Below are 20,455 nucleotides of genomic sequence, written 5' to 3'. Positions count from 1 at the left end.
GGCGTTCCCTGGAGCGAGAGGCGCGGACACCGGAACCAGGAAGAGCGAACAGGCACACGCGTGGGGGGCTGGGGCGTCATGGAGTATGAATTCCACTTCGTCGTGGACGGGATCGAGGTGGACGACGACAAGGCCGTCGCGATCGTCCACGACACCTTCGACGGGGTGCTGACCCGCCATCGCGGCCGGCACTTCCTGGACGTCTCCGAGAGCGGGGTCAACGCGATCGACGCGGCCCACCGCATCGTCGTACGGCTGCGCAAGTCCCTGCCCGCCCTGAGACTGCTGCGTACCGACCCCGACCTCGTGGGCGTCTCGGACATCGCGGAGCGTGTCGAGCGCTCGCGCCAGAACGTCCAGCAGTGGGTGAGCGGTGAGCGGCGGCAGGACAAGCTGCCCTTCCCGGACCCCGAGGGGATCACCGGACGCTCGCCGGTGTGGCGCTGGGGAGACGTCAACGCCTGGCTCGCCCAGTTCGGCGAGGGCGACGAGGTGCACCCACCCACCCGCGAAGAGGCCCTTACCATCGACTTCCTGCTGCCCAAGTGGCAGCGCACCCTGGACGACGGCCTTCCCCTGGTGCACTTCGCCGCCGCCGAGACCGGGGACGGCCGTGACGAGGAGCGGGAGACCGTCCAGCGGCTGCTGGAGGGCACGCTGGCGCTGCCCGGTGTGCTGGAGCGGATCGCCGCGTTCCCTGTGCCCAGGACGGAGCGGCAACGGCTCACCGTCGTGTGCGCGGTCCTCACCGACCGGCTGAGCAGCGTGGTGTCCCGCATCGGCCACGACGAGGTTTTGGCGGTTCTCGCCTACCAGGGCGCGGAGAGCGAGCTGCATCTTCAGCCCGTCGGCACGCCGCAGGCCCCGGGCGCCGTTCCGGTCTCCCGCCTCGGCCTCAGTCGTGACGCCACGGTCGGTGACCTCCTGCTCGTCCAGACGAACGGCCCCGACGACATCCCGGTCACGCCGATCACCCCGGTCGGCCTGGACTGAGTCCGGGCGCGGCCCTCACCCTCGTACGCTGGGAAGAACGGACGCCGTGCCCGGCATCACGACCGTCGTCGCCCAGGCCCTGTACACCGCCGTCGTCGTCCTGTGGGAGGAAGCACCCCAGGACGGCTTGGTCTTCCGGGAGCTGTGGGAGCGGGTCCTCTTTGGGAAGCCGGGGCTGGAGGCGGGTTGGTCGCAGGCGATCGGAGAGTCCGGACAGGAGAACAGCACTCCCTTCAAGGACTACGTGAACCGGAACGCGACCAACCTCGTCAAGGCCTGATGGAGGACCTGGACGCCCGGATCACCGGGATCCTCCTCACCCGCGAGGTGCGCGACGGAGCCGCCCTGCTGGTCGGACGCCTGAGGACGCCGGACGCGATCCATGTGGCCGGCGCGCTCTCGCTGCGGGACGACCTGACCGCCCTGGTGACCTACGACCGCAGGATGCTCGAGACCGCTCGCGCCGGAGGACTGTCCGCTCACGCACCCGGTACGGCGGACTGGGAACCGGGCGTTTCTGTAGGGATCCGACAGTGAGTCCCATCGGCCACTGTCGGTGCCCCAATGTCCTTCGAAGCGCTTTGACCGATAGGTTTTCGGGGAAGGCGCCTGTGTCGCAGGGGCTCCAGACCGCTATCGAAAGGGTGATCCGTTGAGCCGCTCGGTTCTCGTCACCGGAGGCAACCGGGGCATCGGCCTCGCCATCGCCCGCGCGTTCGCCGACGCCGGTGACAAGGTCGCGATCACGTATCGCTCGGGTGAGCCGCCCAAGGGCTTCCTCGCCGTCAAGTGCGACATCACCGACTCCGAGCAGGTGGAGCAGGCCTACAAGGAGATCGAGGCCCAGCACGGCCCGGTCGAGGTGCTCGTCGCCAATGCCGGCATCACCAAGGACCAGCTCCTGATGCGCATGTCCGAGGAGGACTTCACCTCGGTCGTCGACACCAACCTCACCGGCACCTTCCGGATCGTCAAGCGCGCCAACCGCGCCATGCTGCGTGCCCGCAAGGGCCGGGTCGTCCTGATCTCCTCGGTGGTGGGCCTGGCCGGCCAGGCGGGGCAGGCGAACTACGCCGCGTCCAAGGCCGGTCTGGTCGGCTTCGCGCGCTCCCTCGCCCGTGAGCTGGGTTCGCGCAACATCACGTTCAACGTCGTCGCGCCCGGCTTCGTCGACACCGACATGACCAAGGTGCTCACCGACGAGCAGCGGGCGGGCATCGTGTCGCAGGTGCCGCTCGGCCGGTACGCGCAGCCCGAGGAGATCGCCGCCGCGGTGCGGTTCCTCGCCTCGGACGACGCCTCGTACATCACTGGAGCCGTCATTCCCGTTGACGGCGGACTGGGAATGGGTCACTGAACGACATGAGCGGAATTCTCGAGGGCAAGCGCGTCCTGATCACCGGCGTGCTGATGGAGTCCTCCATCGCCTTCCACACGGCCCGGCTGGCCCAGGAACAGGGCGCCGAGATCATCCTGACCGCGTTCCCGCGGCCCACGCTGACCGAGCGCATCGCCAGGAAGCTCCCCAAGCCCACCAAGGTCATCGAGCTCGACGTGACCAACGAGGAGCACCTGGGCCGTCTCGCCGACGTCGTGGGCGAGGAGCTCGGCGGCCTCGACGGCGTCGTGCACTCCATCGGCTTCGCGCCGCAGGACGCGCTGGGCGGCAACTTCCTCAACACGCCGTTCGAGTCGGTCGCCACGGCCATGCACGTCTCGGCGTTCTCCCTGAAGTCCCTGACCATGGCCTGCCTGCCGCTGATGCAGAGCGGCGGTTCCGTCGTCGGCCTCACCTTCGACGCGCAGTACGCCTGGCCGCAGTACGACTGGATGGGCCCGGCCAAGGCCGCGCTGGAGGCGACCAGCCGCTACATGGCGCGTGACCTGGGCAAGCAGAACATCCGCTGCAACCTGATCTCGGCGGGCCCGATCGGCTCCATGGCAGCCAAGTCCATCCCGGGCTTCGGCGAGCTGGCCTCCGTGTGGGACCACCGGGCCCCGCTGGAGTGGGACCTGAAGGACCCGGAGCCGGCCGGCCGCGGGGTCGTCGCCCTGCTGAGCGACTGGTTCCCGAAGACCACGGGCGAGATCGTCCACGTGGACGGCGGGCTGCACGCCGTCGGCGCGTAGCACCCGGGAGCGGCCCCTTCGGAGGCCGCCGGGGGCCCGCACCCGTGACGGGTGCGGGCCCCCGGCCGTGTCACCCGGCCGGCTCAGCACAGCGGGCGGGATCCGGCGGCGACAGGGCACTGTGGAGTACGCGTCCGCCGCGTGATCCCCCTCCCCAGCACGGCCGAGGAGGCCCCCTTGTGCGCTTCTACCGCCTGGCCTCGATGACCGTCGCCGTCGCCGCGGGTGTCGGACTCGTGCCGATCCTGTCGTACGACGCGATGCCGTACGACGCGATGCCGCACGCGCGCGTGCACCCTGCCGACGTGGGGCCGGGCGACGCCGGGCCGAAGGACGCGGCGGCCGACGATCCGTTCGGTGCCGCCTGCCGGATCGGGGTCGACGGCTCCTGGGTGACCGCGTACTGCCACAACCCCTATCCGGACACCGACCACGTGCGCCTGCACGTCGAGTGCCTCCGTTGGTGGGACCTCGACAGCGACAGCCCTCCGGTGGCCGCCGGACCCGCACAGACCGTACGGCTCGACGGGCGCTGCTGGGACGAGGTCGGGACGGCGTGGATCAGCCACCGGAAGGCGGACTGACGCGCCCCGGACGGCACGCGAACGGGTAGGCGGCGGCCTCTTCGGCCGCCGTCGTCGCGTCACCCGCGCGGATCGCGTCCAGCAGCCGCGCGTGGTCCATGTGCGTCTCGGGGGTCAGCTCCTGGCCCACGTCGTCGCGCAGCCAGTCCCGCAGCACCTCGCTGAGGTCCGCGTACAGGGCGATCAGTACGTCGTTGTGGGACGCGGCGACGACGGCGAGGTGGAAGGTGGCGTCCGCCGCCACGAACGGTTCCGCCGCCCCCGAGGCCCAGGCCTCCTCGCGGCGCAGCAGCAGCGTGTCGAGCTGCTTGAGGTCCTTCTCGGTGCGCCGCCGGGCGGCCAGCCGCGCCGCGGACGCCTCCAGGGTGGAGCGCAGTTCCGCGATGTGCCCGGGGTCGGCGTCGGCGAAGCGGCGGTGCATCACTCCCGCCAGCTCGCTCGTGGCGACGACATACGTGCCCGAGCCCTGGCGGATGGCCAGCAGTCCGTTGTGCGCCAGCGCGCGGACGGCCTCGCGGACCGTGTTACGGGCCACCCCCAGCTGCTCGACCAGCTCCGGTTCGGTCGGAATGCGGGAGCCGACCGGCCACTCGCCCGAGATGATCTGGGCGCGCAGAGCGGCGATGACCTGCTCGGACAGTGCGGAACGACGGGGGTGGCTCAGGGGCATGACACACCTTCGCACGTCAGGGGCATCGGGTGGCGTCCGGACATGGACAACCAATCATCCCATGATTCTATGATGGGTCTCATGGTTGGTGAGGAATCCCGGACGGTCACGTCCACGACGGCGCGCACGAAGGCTCCGGCGTCCGACGGCACGGAGCCCGGTGCCAGGGGAGCGGGTGAGGCCGGACGGTCCGGCACGCGCGCGTGGACGACGCGGCTGCTCGTCGTCGGCATAGTGGTGGCGGCGCTGAACCTCCGCCCCGCCATCACCAGCCTCGGCGCACTGCTCGAGGAGGTCCGTAGCGGGCTCGGCATGAGTGGCACCATGGCCGGGCTGCTCACTTCCGTGCCCCCGCTGTGCTTCGCCGTCTTCGGTGTCACCGCCCCGCGGCTGGCCCGCCGCTTCGGGCCGGGTGCGGTGGTGTGCGCCGGCATGGCCGCCATCGGCACCGGTCTGCTCATCCGTCCGTTCACGGGGAGCACGGCGGGCTTCCTGGCGGCCAGCGCCCTCGCGCTCATGGGCATCGCCGTCAGCAACGTCCTGATGCCGGTCATCGTCAAGCAGTGGTTCCCGGACCGGGTCGGCTCCATGACCGGCCTGTACTCCATGGCCCTCGCCCTCGGCACGGCCCTGGCCGCCGCGGTGACCGTGCCGGCGACCGAGGCGCTGGGCGGGAACTGGGAGTCGGGACTCGCCCTGTGGGCCGCGCTCGCCGCGGCCGCCGTACTGCCCTGGCTCCCGTTCGTGGGGGAGCGGGGCCGGGCGCCTGCGGAGCGGACGCCCGCGCGGGAGCGGCGCGGGCCGGAACGGCACCCGCGGGGAGGGGGTGCACCGGGGCAGCAGGTGTCCGGACAGCACCCGTCACGGGAGCGGGAGCCCGCGGCCGAGCTGCGGATCACCCGCAGCCGGACCGCCTGGGCGCTCGCCGTCTTCTTCGGACTCCAGGCGACCGCCGCCTACATCACCATGGGCTGGATGGCGCAGATCTTCCGGGACGCGGGCGTCACCGCGAGCACCGCCGGGCTGCTCCTCGCGCTCACCATGGTGATGGGAGTGCCGCTCGCCTTCGTCATCCCGCGCGTCGCCACGCGGCTGCCCCGGCAGGGTCCGATCGTGATCGTGCTCGGCATGAGCGGCCTGATCGGATACGCCGGGCTGTACTTCGCGCCCGCCGCCGGCGCCCTGGCCTGGGCGCTGCTGCTGGGCATCGCCAACTGCGCCTTCCCGCTCGCGCTCACCATGGTCGGGATGCGGGCCAGGTCCGGCGCGGGCGTGGCCGAGCTGTCGGCCTTCGCGCAGAGCACCGGCTATCTGATCTCCATCCCGGGCCCTCTCCTGGTGGGCGTCCTCTACCAGCACAGCGGCGGCTGGGGACTGCCGTTGGTGCTCATGGCCGCCCTGCTGATCCCGCAGATGATCGCCGGCGTGCTGGCGGGCCGTGCCCGCACGGTGGAGGACGACGCGGCGGCCACCCGCTGAACCCGCGGCCCTCCGGGTTTCCGCGCCCTCACCCCGCCCACCCCGCCTCACCCCGGCACACACCGAACCGTCGCCGGGTGCGAGACTTGCCCCATGCCAGTCCTCGACCCGAACCCCCAGAACGGCCAGAAGAAGATGCTGCTCGTCTTCGGCGCGTTCTTCGCCATCTTCATCGTCATCGGTGTGATCGCGAGCATCCTGGCGCCGTGACACCCCGCTGTCCCGGTCGGGCGGCCATGGTGGTGCTGGCACCCCCATCCCCTAGGGGGCCAGGCTCAGGGTCAAGTGGGTGGGTCACCGGATGGGTCGACGGCCCGGGAGCGCATACCTTCGAGATGTGGCCGTGAGACGCGGACACGGACCCCTCGGAGAGCGGAGGCCCCATGCCGGCGCGCACGCACACCCGGCCCCGCCCGGCCTCCCGGGGCGGCGTCGACATCCGGCTGCCGTGGTGGGCCCTCGCCCTGCCCACGCTCGCCTTCGTCGCGCTGCTCACCCTGATCCTGAACCCCGCCGACGCGCACGCGGCGGCCGCCGAGCCCGGGATCACCCACCTCATCGAGCGGGCACAGCGGCTCATAACCCACTGAGCACCCCGGAAGTGGCCTCCAACTACCTGCGCCCCATGGCCTGTTTCATGCGAAGCTGGGTCACATGAGCGTCGCAGAACCTCGCAGGATTGTCCTTTTCCGGCACGCGAAGGCCGACTGGCCACCGGTGAACGACCACGAGCGCCCGCTCGCCGAGCGCGGCAGGATGGACGCCGCAGTCGCCGGACGCAAGCTCACCGACTCCGCCATCGCCTTCGATCTGGCACTGTGCTCCACCGCGACCCGGACCCGGGAGACGTGGAAACTCGCGGTTCACGAGTTCCCACAGCGACCGAAGACCGTGTACGAGGAGCGGATCTACGAGGCCTCACCCGGTGAGCTGATCGCCCTGCTGAACGAAACCCCGGACGATGCGCAGAACGTGCTCCTCGTCGGCCACAACCCCGGCATCCAGGGAGTGGCCGAGATCCTCGCCGGATCGGCCCAGGGGGACGCGGGCGAGCGGATGAGCCGTCGCGGCTATCCGGCCGCCGCGTTCGCCGTGCTGTCCTTCAGCGGTCCCTGGAAGTCCCTGGAGCCGGGCGTCGCCACCCTGCTCGACTACTGGGCTCCCAGCGAGTGACCCTCGCGGCATGACAGCGGGGCCCGGCACCGAGGGCGGGGCCCGGATGCCGGGCCCCGCTCCCGCAAGGACACCGGACAGGCCCCGGCCCTTCGCGCGGCTCAGTCCAGGTCGAGGACGTCCGCCGCCTCGACCTCTTCGCGCGTGATGCCCAGCAGATACAGGACGGTGTCCAGGAAAGGGAAGTTCACCGCGGTGTGGGCGGCCTGACGTACCACCGGCTTGGCGTTGAAGGCGACCCCGAGCCCCGCCGCGTTGAGCATGTCCAAATCGTTCGCGCCGTCGCCGATCGCCACGGTCTGCGACAGCGGAACCCCCGCCGCGGCGGCGAACCGGCGCAGCAGCCGCGCCTTGCCCGCCCGGTCCACGATCTCGCCCGTGACCCTGCCGGTCAGCTTCCCGTCGACGATCTCCAGGGTGTTGGCGTGGGCGAAGTCCAGCGCCAGCCGCTCCTTCAGATCGTCCGTGACCTGGGTGAACCCCCCGGAGACCACACCCACCTGGTAGCCGAGCCGCTTCAGCGTGCGGACCAGGGTGCGGGCGCCCGGCGTCAGCCGTACCTCGCTGCGCACCTTGTCCACCACGGAGGCGTCCAGCCCCGCCAGCAACTGCACGCGCGCGTGCAGCGACTGCTCGAAGTCCAGTTCCCCGCGCATCGCCGCCTCGGTCACCTCGGCGACCTTGTCCTGGCAGCCGGCGTGGGCGGCGAAGAGTTCGATCACCTCGTCCTGGATGAGCGTGGAGTCCACATCCATGACGACCAGACGCTGAGCCCGCCGGTGCAGTCCGGCCGCGACGACGGCGACATCCACCCCGAGCTTCGCCGCGTCGGTCACCAGGGCGGTGCGCAGCGGCTCCGTCTCCACTCCGGACACCGCGAACTCCACCGCGGTCACCGGGTACTTGGCGAGCCGGAAGACACGGTCGATATTGGCGCCGGACCGGGTGATCCGCGCTGCGATCGCCGCCGTCGTCCCGGCGGTGAGCGGGTGGCCCAGCACGGTGACCAGGGAACGGCCGAGCCCGCGCGGGCGGTTGTCCCCGATGCCGGAGATGATCTCCGCCTGGAGCTTCATGGACTCCGCCCAGCCGTGGACGGTCGCCCGCAGGTTGCCCTCCAGGCCCTGCGCCGGCTCGGTCACGAGCGCGCACAGCACGATTCGGCCACGCGTGACGACCTGCTCGATGTCGACCACATCGACGGAGTAGGCGGCGAGAGTGTCGAAGAGACCGGCTGTGATGCCCGGCCTGTCCTTGCCGAAGATCTTGACAAGAAGTGTGGGAACGTCCGAGGTCTGCGATGCGCTCATGGTGTTCCCACCGTATCCGGCACGCAGTGCCCCGCGCGCCCGAGGTCCGTCTGGCGGACAGCGAACTCTCGGCGTCGCCCAGGTGTCCCGGACCTTACGCTCCCGGGCGGTCGCCTCTCTCGCGGTCCTTCCCGCCTCCCTCACCGCCCGCCGCCGGGCCTTCGCGGCGGCGGGGGAGGCGGCGGGGGAGGCGGCCCCTCGTCCGGCCACAACGGCGGCCGCCTCCCGGCCGACGGCCCGGAGCCGTGCCCGGAACCCCGCCCGGTCCCGCCGCTCCCGGTCCCGCCGCTCCCGGTCCCGCCGCTCCCGGGCTGGCCGCCTCGGGGCCGGCCACGCGGAGGCGGCTCGACGGGACGGATCACGGTGGGAGCGCCGGAGACATCGTCGTTCGGCCCGCCCGTGTCCGGTGCGCCCGGCATGCTGCCGTCCCGGGGAGGCTCGTCCGCCGTCCTGCCGGGCGGCCGTATGTCACCGAGTGCCGTGGGGAGGCCGGGCCGCTGCCGGCCTTCCCCTGCCGGGCGCGCGTCCTGCGGCTCCCGCAGCTCCTTTGGCACGACCAGATACGGATTGGTGCCCGGGTTCGGTGGCCGATACGGCACCCCCGGCGCGTACGGCCCGGCTCCCGCCCCGGACCACGGCCCGCTCCCCGCACGGCCGACAGCCCCGGCGCCCCGTACGGCCTCCGTGCTTCCCGCACCCGCCGAGACTCCCGTGCCCCCCGTGCCTTCCCCGGCGCGGGCACCCTCCCGAGCCGAGGCCGCCGCCCGCGCCAGTGGCGCCGCCCACCGTCCCACCGCTCCGCCCACCCATGCCAGCAGTGCCCCCGCGGCACCCGCGCCCGCACCCCAGGCGGCCCCCAGGAGCAGTGCCATGCCGAGGTTCCCGTGCAGCTCGATGTCCGCGCCGAACGCGTCGAAGCCGAGCACGGACAGCGAGGCGTTCGCCGACACCTCCGTCAGCCGGACGAGCAGCATCAGAGCCAACGCCGTCGCGCCCCCCAGCCGCAGGGCACACCGCCCGGCGAAGACCGCCGCGCCCCCTCCCCGTACGGCACCCGCACCGGCCGCCACCCCCGGCGGCGTCCGCACCGCGGCCAGTACGCCGGCCAGCAGCATCATCACCGCGGCCGCCACCCCCAGCAGCCACACCCGCCCGTCGAGCTCGGCCAGCCGGGCCAGTGTGAGCGGCCGATCAGAACCCGTGCGCAGCAGGTCGTCCACGGGGTACGGCAGAACACCGAGCAGCGCACCCGTCGCCCGCCCGTCCCAAGGCACGAACAGCCCGATCGGGACGCCGAGCCACACCCCGTTCGGCGCACCCAGCAGCGCGGCTCCCGCGATCCGCCGGGGGTGGTCGTCGCCGATCGCCGCGTACCCCGCCGCGGCGAACCCCGCGGTCACCGCCACCAGCCCCACCACGACCAGGGCGGACACGGCGGGCCGTACGACACGGTGCACGGCGTCCCAGCCGTGCGGCAGCGGAGTTCGCCGGGACGCCAGCAGCGCGACGGCCAGGACGCCGACCGCCCAGCCCGGACCGCCGAGCAGCGTCGGCACCGTGTCGACGGTGAACCCGACCGACACCTGCGCCTCGATAAGGCCGCCGATCCGGTCCGGCAGCAGACCCCCGACGTCCCCGAGGTCGCCCGGCCCCGGAATCTCCAGCCCGCCACCACCGGCCGGCAGGTCGTCCGGCCCCAGCGCGCCCCCGTCGAGCGTCACGACGTCGCGCCCCGCCCACACCAGTCCGCCCGACATCGCCACGCAGAACGCCACGATTGTGCCCGCGCGGGCGACGAGTTCGGCTGGTGACACCACGGCGCCCGCAGCCCGCAGGGACCGTAGGAAGAAGTACGACAACAGCAGCGCACCGGCCAGACTCACCCCCAGCGGTGTGACCTCGACGGCCGTGCCCACCTCCGCGCCCGACAGCCCGGACACCGACACGTCGCCGGACGGGGTGACCGAGCCGCCGGCCGCCAGCGCCACCACCGCTGCCGTCATCGGCCCCAGCGAACCCGCCGAGTCCGCGTCCAGCAGCCGCAGTCCCAGCGCCGCCGTCCCCGCCATCCCGATCAGCGCCCAGCTCACCGCGGCGACCGCGGACATCACGACGTCCACCCACGGCACGCGCGGGTCACGCCCTGTGGTATCGACGCCTGTGGCAGCGCTCATGGCAGACCCCCCCGATCCGCTCCGCGGCGAGGTGGCCGCGCACGTCCCTCTCGCGTGGATTACCACTTTCCGGCCCGGTTTCAACCCCGTCAACGGCGGCGCCGACAGCATCCGGGCGCCCGCTTCGCAAGGCCCGGCTTTCGGTCAGGGGGCCGGGCCTGAAATAGTTCCCCCCGATGTTCGACATCCCTAGACTCCCTGCGATGGGGGAAATTCGGGGGACAACTCAGTGGGGCATGGAGTGCCGGAACTCGTACTGGAATCAAACGGACGGACCTGGACGCTCGATCCGTCCAGGTCGTACACCCTGGGACGTGATCCGCAGGGGGATGTCGTGGTGGACGATGCCAGGGTGTCCTGGCGTCACGCCACGATCAGCTTCAACGGCCGCAACTGGGTCGTCGAGGACCATGGCAGCACCAACGGCACGTTCGCGCAGGGCCAGCGCATCCACCATCTGGAGATCAGCTCCGACACGGCGCTGAACCTGGGCAACGCGACCGACGGGCCGCGCGTGACCCTGACCGGTGCCGCGGCCCCGGCCGCCTCGCCGCAGGCACAGCCGCAGCAGCAGCCGTACGCCGCGCAGGGGGTACAGGGGGCGACCCCGGGCTGGGTCCAGCAGGGGCAGCGGCAGGCGCAGGCCCAGGGCGGCTGGCAGCAGCCGCAGGCGCCGCAGCAGTCCGCCCCGCACGTCCCGCAGCAGCAGGGTCCCGGTGGCGCGGCGGGGGCGCCGCCGATGTACGGCGACCGCAGTCCGACCACGTTCCACCAGTTCTCGCTCGGCCGCGTGATGCGGATCGGCCGTGCGCTGGAGAACGACCTGGTCGTCTCCGACCTGCAGGTCTCCCGCAACCACGCCGAGTTCCACTCGACGCCCGACGGCCGCATGGAGATCCGCGACCTGGGCTCGCACAACGGGACCTACGTCAACGGTATGCCGATCGCCAAGGGCGGCACGCAGCTGCTCGGGCCGACCGACATCGTGGGCGTCGGCCACTCGACGTTCCGGATCGTCGGCGACCGGCTCGAGGAGTTCGTCGACACCGGTGAGGTCTCCTTCTCCGCCCGGCACCTGACCGTCACGGTCGACGGCGGCAAGCAGATCCTCAAGGACGTCTCCTTCGGCGTCCCCGAGAAGTCGCTGGTCGCGGTCATCGGCCCGTCCGGCTCCGGCAAGTCGACCCTGCTCAAGGCGCTCACCGGCTACCGGCCCGCCGACCAGGGCGAGGTCCTCTACGACAACCGGAACCTCTACAAGCAGTTCGCCGAGCTGCGCCAGCGCATCGGTCTGGTCCCGCAGGACGACATCCTGCACAAGGAACTGACCGTCAAGAAGGCCCTCAAGTACGCGGCCAAGCTCCGCTTCCCGGCCGACACCACGGCCGCCGAGCGCGACGCCCGCATCGACGAGGTGCTGCGCGAGCTGAAGCTGGACATCCACAAGGACAAGAAGGTCACGTCTCTCTCCGGCGGCCAGCGCAAGCGGGTCTCGGTGGCCCTGGAGCTGCTCACCAAGCCGTCGCTGATCTTCCTGGACGAGCCGACCTCGGGCCTCGACCCGGGCATGGACCGCGATGTCATGCAGCTGCTGCGCGGACTCGCCGACGACGGGCGCACGGTCCTCGTCGTCACCCACTCCGTGGCGGAGCTGGCGATCTGCGACAAGCTCCTGGTGATGGCACCCGGCGGTTCCGTCGCCTACTTCGGCCCGCCGGACGAGGCGCTGAACTTTTTCGGCTACGACACCTGGGCCGACGTCTTCTCCGCCTTCGAGAACTACCGCGACTACGACTGGGCGGGCCGCTGGAAGGGCTCGCAGCACTACCAGATGTACGCCGCGGACATCGACGCGGTCGCGCCGCAGTCCGTACAGGTCCCGGCGATGCAGGCCATGCGGCCGCCGAAGCCGCAGGGCTGGATGTCGCAGTTCGTCACGCTGGTACGCCGCTACGTCTCGGTGATCGTCTCCGACAAGGGCTTCCTCGCCCTGACGGTGATCCTTCCGGCCGTGCTCGGTGCGGTCAGCCTCCTCATCGAAGCCGACAAGGGGCTGCTGCCGAACGAGCCCAACGCGGCCGGCCGGATCATCCCGAACGGCACGGCGACCACGGTCCTGCTGATCCTCGCGGTCGGCGCCTGTTTCGCCGGCGCCGCGAACTCCGTACGTGAGTTGATCAAGGAACGGGTCATCTACGAGCGGGAACGCGCGACCGGTCTGTCCCGCTCGGCGTATCTGATGTCCAAGGTGTTCGTGCTCGGCATGATCACCGTCCTGCAGGGCCTGATGGTCGGCGTCATCGGTTTCTCCAGCCGGGAGATCCCCGAAGAGGGGCTGGTCCTCGGAGGCTTCACCCTGCTCGAGCTGTCCATCCCGATCATGGCGCTCGGCTTCACCTCGATGATGTTCGGCCTGATCATCTCCGCGCTGGTGAAGACCGCCGAGAAGACCATGCCGCTGCTGGTGATGTTCGCGATCATCCAGGTCGTGTTCACCGGTTGTCTGTTCGCGCTGCACGGCGCGGTCGGCGTCAACCAGTTCTCGTTCCTGATGCCGTCGCGCTGGGCGGTCGCCGCCGCCGGCGCCACGCTGGACTTCAACAGGATCAGCCCGCCGGAGACGCCGGGCGACACCGACCCGCTGTGGGAGCACACGGCCGGGGCCTGGTTCATGGACATGGGCGCGCTCATCGCCCTCGGTGTGATCTGCGGCTTCTTCGTGGCCCGCTTCCTGCGCCGCCACGAGCCCGAGGTCATGCGCAAGTGAGGCCCGGGGCCGTACGCGTGTGAGGTACGTACGCCGAAGGGCGGCACCCCCGCCACGGGAGTGCCGCCCTTCGGCGTACGTGTTCGCGAGAAGAGGTCCGCGCCGACCTCAGTACGCGCTGTTGACGTTGTCCATGGAGCCGTACCGGTCCGCCGCGTAGTTGCAGGCGGCGGTGATGTTCGCGACCGGGTCGTAGATGTTCTTCGACGTGCCCGGGACGTGGTACGCCGAGAACGTCGGCGGGATCACCTGCAGCAGCCCCTTGGACGGGATGCCGTTCTGGGCGTTGATGTCCCAGAGATTGATGGCCTTCGGGTTGCCCGAGGACTCCCGGATGATGTTGCGGTGGATGCCCTCGTACGACCCCGGGATACCACGCTTCTTCATGATGTCCAGGGACTCGCGGATCCATCCGTCGAGGTTGTCGGCGTAGCGCTTCTGGGCGGGCTTGCCGCTGTCGCTCCGCGGGCCGTCCCACCGGCGGTCGCCGGAGCGGCCCGCCCGGTCGCTCTCGCGCTCCCGCTCGGCCTTCTTCTTCGCGTCGGCCGCGTCGGCCTTCTTCTCGGCCGCCGCGTCGGCGGCGGCCTGCTTCTTCGCGGCGATCAGCTCGGTCTTCACACCGGTGCCGGCCAGCTGGTCGGTGACGGTGCCCTTGACGTCCTTGATCGGCTCGGTGCTGTAGGCGATCCGTGCGGTGGAGGCCGCCTCGCTCGTGGTCGTCGTCGACGCGTCGCTCGGCGTGGCCGAGAACCCGATGGCCGCGGCGCCGACGGCGGCGACACCGGCGACGGCGACCTTGTGATGGCGGTTCAGAGCACGGGCGTGCCCACGGATGAGGAAGTTCTTCGACATGGGTGGGGGACCTCTTCGAATAGCGCGGAGGTCGCTCAACGTCCGGTGGGGACAGTGGTTGTTCCGGCACGAACGCCGAGGGGGAGAACCCACGGCGCTGAGCGACGGGAGCCATTCTTAGCGGCCGCAAAATGGCGAGGCAAAGGTGTGACGTACGAAGCCGGGTAGTGGATCAGGGGTACGTATGTCGGGCGAATCGGACTATACGCCCGGCATGGGTGTCCGCTATGTATCTCCTATGCGTGTTCGTACGTGATGTGCGTCCTATGCCCGGCCTCACATCCGACACCCCTTTCCCTTACTGAATGTTGCTGGAGCAAGTCACTCTGTGAGGGGTTTCGGCCGGCACCCCGACCGGCCGACGACGGCTCCCGGTACGCCCGGGGTCCTACGACCTCCGGCCCAGGTCGTCGCCGTCGCCGGACGGATCCGCGGCGCCGGAGCCCGCCGGTACCGTGAGGACATGAGCCACGGTCCCCCGTCAGGTCTCGCCGCGGTGAGCACCGCGCTGCTGGCCATGAGCAGGCACCTCGAGGTGCGCGACGTCCTCAAGACGATCGTCGCCTCGGCCCGCGAGCTGCTCGACGCGCAGTACGCCGCGCTCGGCGTCCCCGACGACCACGGCGGCTTCGCCCAGTTCGTGGTCGACGGCGTCAGCGACGCGCAGTGGAAGGCCATCGGCCCCCTCCCGCGCCAGCACGGCATTCTCGCCGCGATGCTGCGCGAGGAGACGCCCCAACGCCTCGCCGACGTGCGCAGGGACCCCCGCTTCGAGGGCTGGCCGAGCGCCCACCCCGATCTGGTCGACTTCCTGGGCCTGCCCATCCGCGACGGCGACGAGGCCATCGGGGCCCTCTTCCTCGCCAACAAGCTGAGGCCCGTCGGGAAGGACCCCGCACAGGCCTCGGGCCGTCCCGCGCCGACGGGCACCTGCGGATTCACCCAGGACGACGAGGAGGTACTCGGCATCCTGGCCCAGCACGCCGCGATCGCCCTCACCAACGCCCGGCTCTACGAGCGCAGCCGCGAACTGACCATCGCCGAGGAACGCTCCCGCCTCGCCCACGAGCTCCACGACGCCGTCAGCCAGAAACTGTTCTCCCTGCGGCTCACCGCCCAGGCGGCCGCCCGCCTCGTGGACCGCGACCCGTCCCGGGCCAAGGGCGAACTCCAGCAGGTCGCCACCCTGGCGGCCGAGGCCGCCGAAGAGCTGCGCGCCGCGGTCGTCGAGCTGCGCCCGGCCGCCCTCGACGAGGACGGTCTCGTCGCCACCCTCCGCACCCAGGTCCAGGTCCTCGACCGCGCCCAGAGCGCGCGCGTGACCTTCACCGGCCACGGCGCGCGCGCCCTGCCGGCCGCCCAGGAGGAAGCGGTGCTGCGCGTGGCCCAGGAGGCACTGCACAACGCGCTGCGGCACGCGGAGGCCGGCCGCGTGGACGTCGTCCTGGAGCGCCGGGGCAGCGGCGCGGTCCTGCGGGTCGCCGACGACGGCAAGGGCTTCGACCCGGGGATCATCCGCCGCGCTGGACGCCATCTCGGCCTGGTCTCGATGCGTGACCGGGCGAGCGGGGCCGGCGGCAGCCTGACCGTGGAATCGGCGCCCGGCAAGGGCACCACGATCGAGATGGAGGTTCCCGGTGGCTGACGCGATCAGGGTGCTGCTGGTCGACGACCACCAGGTGGTCCGCCGGGGCCTGCGCACCTTTCTGGAGGTGCAGGACGACATCGAGGTCGTCGGAGAGGCCGCGGACGGCGCCGAAGGAGTCGCCCGCGCCGACGAGCTGCGGCCCGACGTGATCCTGATGGACGTCAAGATGCCGGGCATGGACGGGGTGGACGCCCTGCGCCGGCTCCGCGAACTGGACCATCCCGCGCGCGTGCTGATCGTCACCAGCTTCACCGAGCAGCGCACCGTGGTCCCGGCCCTGCGTGCGGGCGCCGCCGGATACGTGTACAAGGACATCGACCCCGACGCGCTCGCCGGCGCCATCCGCTCCGTCCACGCCGGGCACGTCCTCCTCCAGGCCGAGGTCGCCGGTGCCCTGCTGGCCCAGGAGGAGACCCACTCGGGCCAGGGCCGCGCAGGGTCGCTCACGGAGCGGGAGCGCGAGGTGCTCGGCCTCATAGCGGACGGCCGCTCCAACCGGGAGATCGCCCGCGCCCTGGTGCTGTCCGAGAAGACTGTGAAGACGCACGTCTCGAACATCCTGATGAAACTCGACCTGTCGGACCGCACCCAGGCCGCCCTGTGGGCCGTACGCCACGGGCTGAGCACGTGATGTGCGACGCGCCGTGACGTTCGGGGCCGGGCGGATGGTTCCCCTCCGGTCTGAGATTCATACTGTCGTGGGAATGGTCCCGGATGGCGCATCCTTCTCCGGCCCCCGCCGTTGTTCCGTACGTACCGCGGCGCCTGCCGCGGTGACCGCGAGGAGGGCTCGGAAAGTGAAGAACCTGAAGAAGGCGGCGGCCGTGACGATGATGGCCGGCGGACTGCTCGCCGCCGGTACGGGCATGGCCTCCGCCACCGACGGCGCGCACGCCGACGGCAAGGCCGTGGGCTCCCCGGGCGTGGTCTCGGGCAATGTCGTCCAGGTCCCGGTCGACGTCCCGGTCAACGTCTCCGGCAACAGCGTCAACGTGATCGGTCTGCTGAACCCCGCCTTCGGCAACGTGGCGGTCAACGGCTGACGCCTGTCACCGACCCGGTGGCGACCCCGGCCTCCCGGCCCCACCCGGGAGGCCTGTCGGTGCGGCCGGGGCCACCGGGTCCACCCGCACTCACCTCACGCCCCGCTCCCGTTCCTCCACCACGGAGTTGTACGCCGCGACCTGCGCCCGCCGGGCCGTCCGCTCCACCGGCCGCAGCGCCTCCCCCCGCGCCGCCATCTCCGATGCGCTCACCGCGCCCCCGTGTCCGTTCGTACGGGCCAGCGTGACCAGCGCCCCGACCCGCTGCGCCAGCTCCAGCACCCGCACCGCCCGCGGTGGATACCCCGGCGCCAGCACCTGACGCCCCGCCTCCGCCCGCGCCCGGTAGGCGTCGATCGCCGCCTCGGCCACCGGCCCCGACCCGGCCAGGTCCAGCCGCGTCAGGACCTCGGTCGCCTCCCGCAGCGCCTCCGCCAGCTCCCGCTCCGCCTCGCCGAGCGAGGGCACATCGGCGGGCGGTGCCTCCCGCACCGGCAGACAGTGCCAGACGACCTCCACATGCACGTCACCCCCGGGCCCGGCCTCCCGCACCCGGGGCACCAGCCCGAAGGCGGCCCCGTGACCCACCACCGCCTCCCCCGCCTCCAGCGCCCGCGCGTTGAACTCCGGCGGCCCGCTCAGCCCCAGCGGATGTCCCGGCGTGGGCAGCGCGATCCGCAGCCCGGTCGCCCCGAGCGCCCGCAGCCGCCCCAGCGCCAGCGTGAGGCCCACCGGCACGGACTCGCCCGGCACCCCCTCCACCCGGTGCACCGCGTCGTCACCGACGACGGCGAGCACGGCCTCGTCCGGCGAGACAAGACCGGCAACAAGGGCATTTCCCCATGCGGTGAGACGTCCTGAACGTGGTTCCGAGAGCATGCCCCCACCCTAAGGACCGGACCGAGGGGATGTCCGGGCCGACCGGTGGCGTAGATTTCATGAAGGGCCGCGCCCATGGGCGCGGCGGACCGACCACAGGTGTACGACACAGCCGGGACCCGGCCACACTGCAAGGGGAGACAACGCGCTCATGAGCGATGTTCTGGAGCTTCAGGACGTATCCGTGGTCCGCGAGGGCCGGGCTCTGGTGGACCAGGTCTCCTGGTCGGTCAAGGAGGGCGAGCGCTGGGTCATCCTCGGCCCCAACGGCGCCGGCAAGACCACCCTCCTCAACATCGCCTCCAGTTACCTGTTCCCCACCGCGGGCACCGCCACCGTCCTCGGCGAGACCCTCGGCGCCCCCGGCACCGACGTCTTCGAACTGCGCCCGCGCATCGGTATCGCCGGAAACGGCATGGCGGACAAGCTTCCCAAGCGCCAGACGGTCCTGCAGACCGTACTGACCGCCGCCTACGGCATGACCGCCGGCTGGCAGGAGGAGTACGAGGAGATCGACGAACAGCGCGCCCGTGCCTTCCTCGACCGTCTCGGCATGTCCGAGTTCGTGGACCGCAGGTTCGGCACCCTCTCCGAGGGCGAGCGCAAGCGCACCCTCATCGCCCGCGCGCTGATGACCGACCCCGAGCTGCTGCTCCTCGACGAGCCCGCCGCCGGCCTCGACCTCGGCGGCCGCGAGGACCTCGTACGCCGCCTCGGCCGCCTCGCCCGTGATCCGATCGCCCCCTCCATGATCATGGTCACGCACCACGTCGAGGAGATCGCCCCCGGCTTCACCCACGTGCTGATGACCCGTCAGGGCAAGGTCCTCGCCGCCGGCCCACTGGAACTCGAGCTCACCTCCCGCAACCTCTCCCTCTGCTTCGGTCTCCCGCTGGTCGTGGAACAGGTCGGCGACCGCTGGACCGCACAGGGCCTCCCGATGGCCTGACGCCCGAGGCTCGAGGCCGGCGGCCCGAACCCGCCCCGCCCCGGGGGGAATCGGCGAAGAACCAGGGAACAGGTCCCGGGGGCCCCGGGACGCGTCGAGATACGTCCGATTCAAGAACCGGGCCGAGAAAGCCCGTTCACACCCCGGGCGCTCTGTCGGTGACCGGGTACGCGGTCCTACCATGACCATGTGGACATCGACGCATGGCTCTGGTGGCTGATCGGCGCGGCAGTACTCGGCATCGCGCTGGTGATCACCGCGATGCCCGAACTCGGCATGCTCGCGGTGGGCGCCATCGCCGCCGCGGTGGTCTCCGGAATCTTCGGTGGCGGCGCCGTGGCCCAGGTAGTGGTCTTCGCCGTCGTCTCGACCGCCCTCATCGCCGTCGTGCGGCCCATCGCGAAGCGACAACGCGCGGACCGCTCCCAACACGCCACCGGGGTGGACGCCCTGAAGGGCAAACAGGCCGTCGTGCTGGAGCGGGTCGACGGCTCCGGCGGCCGGATCAAACTGGCCGGCGAGGTGTGGTCGGCACGCGCCCTCGACTCCGGCCACGCCTATGAGGTCGGCCAGGAAGTGGACGTCGTGGAGATCGAGGGAGCCACGGCGATCGTCATGTGACCGCGCGAACCGCGCGAACCGCGCGAACGACCTCGTACGACGTGTTCCCACAGGGCCACAACTGGACCGAACGGCCAGCGAGTTGTACTACGGTCTGGCAGACTCGACCAGCAAGATCTTCAACAGCCGTAAGATCTTCCGAAGGCGCCGAGGCGAAGAAGGGTACGGGGAACCGACGATGGAACCGGTCATCATCGTTCTGATCATCCTGGTGGTGTTGGTCTTCATCGCCCTGATCAAGACGATCCAAGTCATTCCACAGGCGAGCGCCGCCATCGTCGAGCGCTTCGGCCGCTACACACGCACACTCAACGCGGGCCTCAACATCGTCGTCCCGTTCATCGACACCATCCGCAACCGGATCGACCTGCGCGAACAGGTCGTCCCGTTCCCGCCCCAGCCGGTGATCACCCAGGACAACCTGGTCGTCAACATCGACACCGTCATCTACTACCAGGTGACCGACGCGCGGGCCGCGACCTACGAGGTCGCCAGCTACATCCAGGCGATCGAACAGCTCACCGTCACCACCCTGCGCAACATCATCGGCGGCATGGACCTCGAGCGCACCCTGACCTCCCGCGAGGAGATCAACGCGGCCCTGCGCGGCGTCCTCGACGAAGCCACCGGCAAGTGGGGCATCCGCGTCAACCGCGTCGAGCTCAAGGCGATCGAGCCGCCCACCTCCATCCAGGACTCGATGGAGAAGCAGATGCGCGCCGACCGCGACAAGCGCGCCGCGATCCTCCAGGCCGAAGGTGTCCGGCAGTCCGAGATCCTGCGTGCCGAGGGCGAGAAGCAGTCCCAGATCCTGCGCGCCGAGGGCGAGGCCAAGGCAGCGGCCCTCAGGGCCGAGGGCGAGGCCCAGGCCGTCCGTACGGTCTTCGAGGCGATCCACGCGGGCGACCCCGACCAGAAGCTGCTCTCCTACCAGTACCTCCAGATGCTCCCGAAGATCGCCGAGGGCGACGCCAACAAGCTGTGGATCGTCCCCAGCGAGATCGGGGACGCGCTCAAGGGCCTGTCCGGCGCCATGGGCAACTTCGGTGGCCTCGGCGGCGGCAACGGCAACTCGGGCGCCGCCACGGAGCGCCGGGAGAAGCCCTCCATCGACTGACCGGGGGCCGGCAGAACGTGAAGGGCCGTACGGCGGGGCCCGCTTCCCTCGGGAAGCGGGCCCCGC

22 protein-coding genes are annotated in these 20,455 nt (G+C 71.3%); 17 read left to right on the top strand and 5 right to left on the bottom strand.

From position 1 onward, the window contains the following. Positions 1–78 precede the first annotated feature (78 nt). From ACWZEH_RS06580 to ACWZEH_RS06555, 6 genes are all read left to right on the top strand, one after another. Positions 79–993 carry a helix-turn-helix transcriptional regulator gene (locus ACWZEH_RS06580; RefSeq protein ID WP_456196451.1) on the top strand — a complete coding sequence of 305 codons (915 nt, stop codon included), beginning with the start codon at positions 79–81 and terminating at the stop codon, positions 991–993. A gap of 46 nt (positions 994–1,039) precedes the next feature. Then, the gene (locus ACWZEH_RS06575) at positions 1,040–1,273 is read left to right on the top strand and encodes a hypothetical protein (RefSeq protein WP_456196449.1); all 234 of its coding nucleotides are present in this window, start codon (positions 1,040–1,042) and stop codon (positions 1,271–1,273) included. Beyond that, positions 1,273–1,530 (top strand): PIN domain-containing protein, encoded by a 258-nt coding sequence (locus ACWZEH_RS06570; RefSeq protein WP_456196447.1) that lies wholly within the window; start codon positions 1,273–1,275, stop codon positions 1,528–1,530. The genes ACWZEH_RS06575 and ACWZEH_RS06570 overlap by 1 nt, the downstream gene beginning before the upstream one ends. A gap of 115 nt (positions 1,531–1,645) precedes the next feature. Next, positions 1,646–2,350 (top strand): 3-oxoacyl-[acyl-carrier-protein] reductase, encoded by a 705-nt coding sequence (gene fabG / locus ACWZEH_RS06565; RefSeq protein ID WP_456196445.1) that lies wholly within the window; start codon positions 1,646–1,648, stop codon positions 2,348–2,350. Positions 2,351–2,355: 5 nt separating this feature from the next. Continuing rightward, positions 2,356–3,123: an enoyl-ACP reductase FabI gene (gene fabI, locus ACWZEH_RS06560; RefSeq protein ID WP_456196443.1), complete on the top strand. Its 768-nt coding sequence runs from the start codon at positions 2,356–2,358 to the stop codon at positions 3,121–3,123. 203 nt (positions 3,124–3,326) lie between these two features. Beyond that, positions 3,327–3,707 (top strand): hypothetical protein, encoded by a 381-nt coding sequence (locus ACWZEH_RS06555; RefSeq protein WP_456199474.1) that lies wholly within the window; start codon positions 3,327–3,329, stop codon positions 3,705–3,707. Here the strand turns inward: ACWZEH_RS06555 and ACWZEH_RS06550 are convergent. After that, positions 3,685–4,377 carry a FadR/GntR family transcriptional regulator gene (locus ACWZEH_RS06550; RefSeq protein ID WP_456196441.1) on the bottom strand — a complete coding sequence of 231 codons (693 nt, stop codon included), beginning with the start codon at positions 4,375–4,377 and terminating at the stop codon, positions 3,685–3,687. The two genes, ACWZEH_RS06555 and ACWZEH_RS06550, sit on opposite strands and share 23 nt — an antisense overlap. 69 nt (positions 4,378–4,446) lie before the next feature. Here ACWZEH_RS06550 and ACWZEH_RS06545 point away from each other — a divergent pair, with 69 nt between their 5' ends. From ACWZEH_RS06545 to ACWZEH_RS06530, 4 genes are all read left to right on the top strand, one after another. Further along, positions 4,447–5,856 (top strand): CynX/NimT family MFS transporter, encoded by a 1,410-nt coding sequence (locus ACWZEH_RS06545; protein WP_456196440.1) that lies wholly within the window; start codon positions 4,447–4,449, stop codon positions 5,854–5,856. Between the two features lie 93 nt (positions 5,857–5,949). Then, complete coding sequence (locus ACWZEH_RS06540; protein ID WP_095534108.1) at positions 5,950–6,066, top strand: SGM_5486 family transporter-associated protein; 117 nt, start codon at positions 5,950–5,952, stop codon at positions 6,064–6,066. Between the two features lie 173 nt (positions 6,067–6,239). Continuing rightward, complete coding sequence (locus ACWZEH_RS06535; RefSeq protein WP_456196437.1) at positions 6,240–6,446, top strand: hypothetical protein; 207 nt, start codon at positions 6,240–6,242, stop codon at positions 6,444–6,446. A 64-nt stretch (positions 6,447–6,510) separates the two neighbouring features. Next, a complete protein-coding gene (locus ACWZEH_RS06530; RefSeq protein ID WP_456196436.1) occupies positions 6,511–7,029 on the top strand; it encodes a SixA phosphatase family protein in 519 nt (172 codons plus the stop codon). A gap of 101 nt (positions 7,030–7,130) precedes the next feature. Here the strand turns inward: ACWZEH_RS06530 and serB are convergent, their stop codons facing one another. Together serB and ACWZEH_RS06520 are read right to left on the bottom strand one after the other, a co-directional pair. Beyond that, complete coding sequence (serB, locus tag ACWZEH_RS06525; RefSeq protein WP_456196434.1) at positions 7,131–8,339, bottom strand: phosphoserine phosphatase SerB; 1,209 nt, start codon at positions 8,337–8,339, stop codon at positions 7,131–7,133. A gap of 140 nt (positions 8,340–8,479) precedes the next feature. Continuing rightward, positions 8,480–10,513, bottom strand: a complete 2,034-nt coding sequence (locus tag ACWZEH_RS06520; protein WP_456196432.1) for a streptophobe family protein — start codon at positions 10,511–10,513, stop codon at positions 8,480–8,482. Positions 10,514–10,754: 241 nt separating this feature from the next. Between ACWZEH_RS06520 and ACWZEH_RS06515 the strand changes: the two genes are divergently transcribed. Then, positions 10,755–13,280, top strand: a complete 2,526-nt coding sequence (locus ACWZEH_RS06515; RefSeq protein WP_456196431.1) for an ABC transporter ATP-binding protein/permease — start codon at positions 10,755–10,757, stop codon at positions 13,278–13,280. A gap of 108 nt (positions 13,281–13,388) precedes the next feature. Here ACWZEH_RS06515 and ACWZEH_RS06510 read toward each other — a convergent pair whose 3' ends face one another. Then, a complete protein-coding gene (locus ACWZEH_RS06510) occupies positions 13,389–14,132 on the bottom strand; it encodes a transglycosylase SLT domain-containing protein (RefSeq protein WP_456196429.1) in 744 nt (247 codons plus the stop codon). Positions 14,133–14,595: 463 nt separating this feature from the next. Between ACWZEH_RS06510 and ACWZEH_RS06505 the strand changes: the two genes are divergently transcribed. From ACWZEH_RS06505 to ACWZEH_RS06495, 3 genes are all read left to right on the top strand, one after another. Further along, entirely contained in the window at positions 14,596–15,777 is a 1,182-nt protein-coding gene (locus ACWZEH_RS06505) for a GAF domain-containing sensor histidine kinase (RefSeq protein WP_456196427.1), read from the top strand. Beyond that, positions 15,770–16,411 carry a response regulator gene (locus ACWZEH_RS06500; RefSeq protein ID WP_456196425.1) on the top strand — a complete coding sequence of 214 codons (642 nt, stop codon included), beginning with the start codon at positions 15,770–15,772 and terminating at the stop codon, positions 16,409–16,411. The genes ACWZEH_RS06505 and ACWZEH_RS06500 overlap by 8 nt, the downstream gene beginning before the upstream one ends. A 166-nt stretch (positions 16,412–16,577) precedes the next feature. After that, entirely contained in the window at positions 16,578–16,823 is a 246-nt protein-coding gene (locus ACWZEH_RS06495) for a chaplin (protein ID WP_042166525.1), read from the top strand. A 90-nt stretch (positions 16,824–16,913) separates the two neighbouring features. On the opposite strand, the gene ACWZEH_RS06490 is transcribed toward ACWZEH_RS06495, so the two are convergent. Further along, entirely contained in the window at positions 16,914–17,702 is a 789-nt protein-coding gene (locus ACWZEH_RS06490) for a hypothetical protein (RefSeq protein WP_456196423.1), read from the bottom strand. A 151-nt stretch (positions 17,703–17,853) separates the two neighbouring features. Between ACWZEH_RS06490 and ACWZEH_RS06485 the strand changes: the two genes are divergently transcribed. From ACWZEH_RS06485 to ACWZEH_RS06475, 3 genes are all read left to right on the top strand, one after another. Beyond that, positions 17,854–18,651: an ABC transporter ATP-binding protein gene (locus ACWZEH_RS06485; protein ID WP_456196421.1), complete on the top strand. Its 798-nt coding sequence runs from the start codon at positions 17,854–17,856 to the stop codon at positions 18,649–18,651. 189 nt (positions 18,652–18,840) lie between these two features. Further along, entirely contained in the window at positions 18,841–19,272 is a 432-nt protein-coding gene (locus ACWZEH_RS06480) for an NfeD family protein (protein ID WP_456196419.1), read from the top strand. A 178-nt stretch (positions 19,273–19,450) separates the two neighbouring features. After that, complete coding sequence (locus ACWZEH_RS06475; protein WP_456196417.1) at positions 19,451–20,389, top strand: SPFH domain-containing protein; 939 nt, start codon at positions 19,451–19,453, stop codon at positions 20,387–20,389. Positions 20,390–20,455 lie beyond the last annotated feature (66 nt).

The sequence above is a fragment of the Streptomyces yamdrokensis genome (genome assembly GCF_053890455.1).
This window is presented reverse-complemented; position numbering and strand designations above follow the sequence as displayed.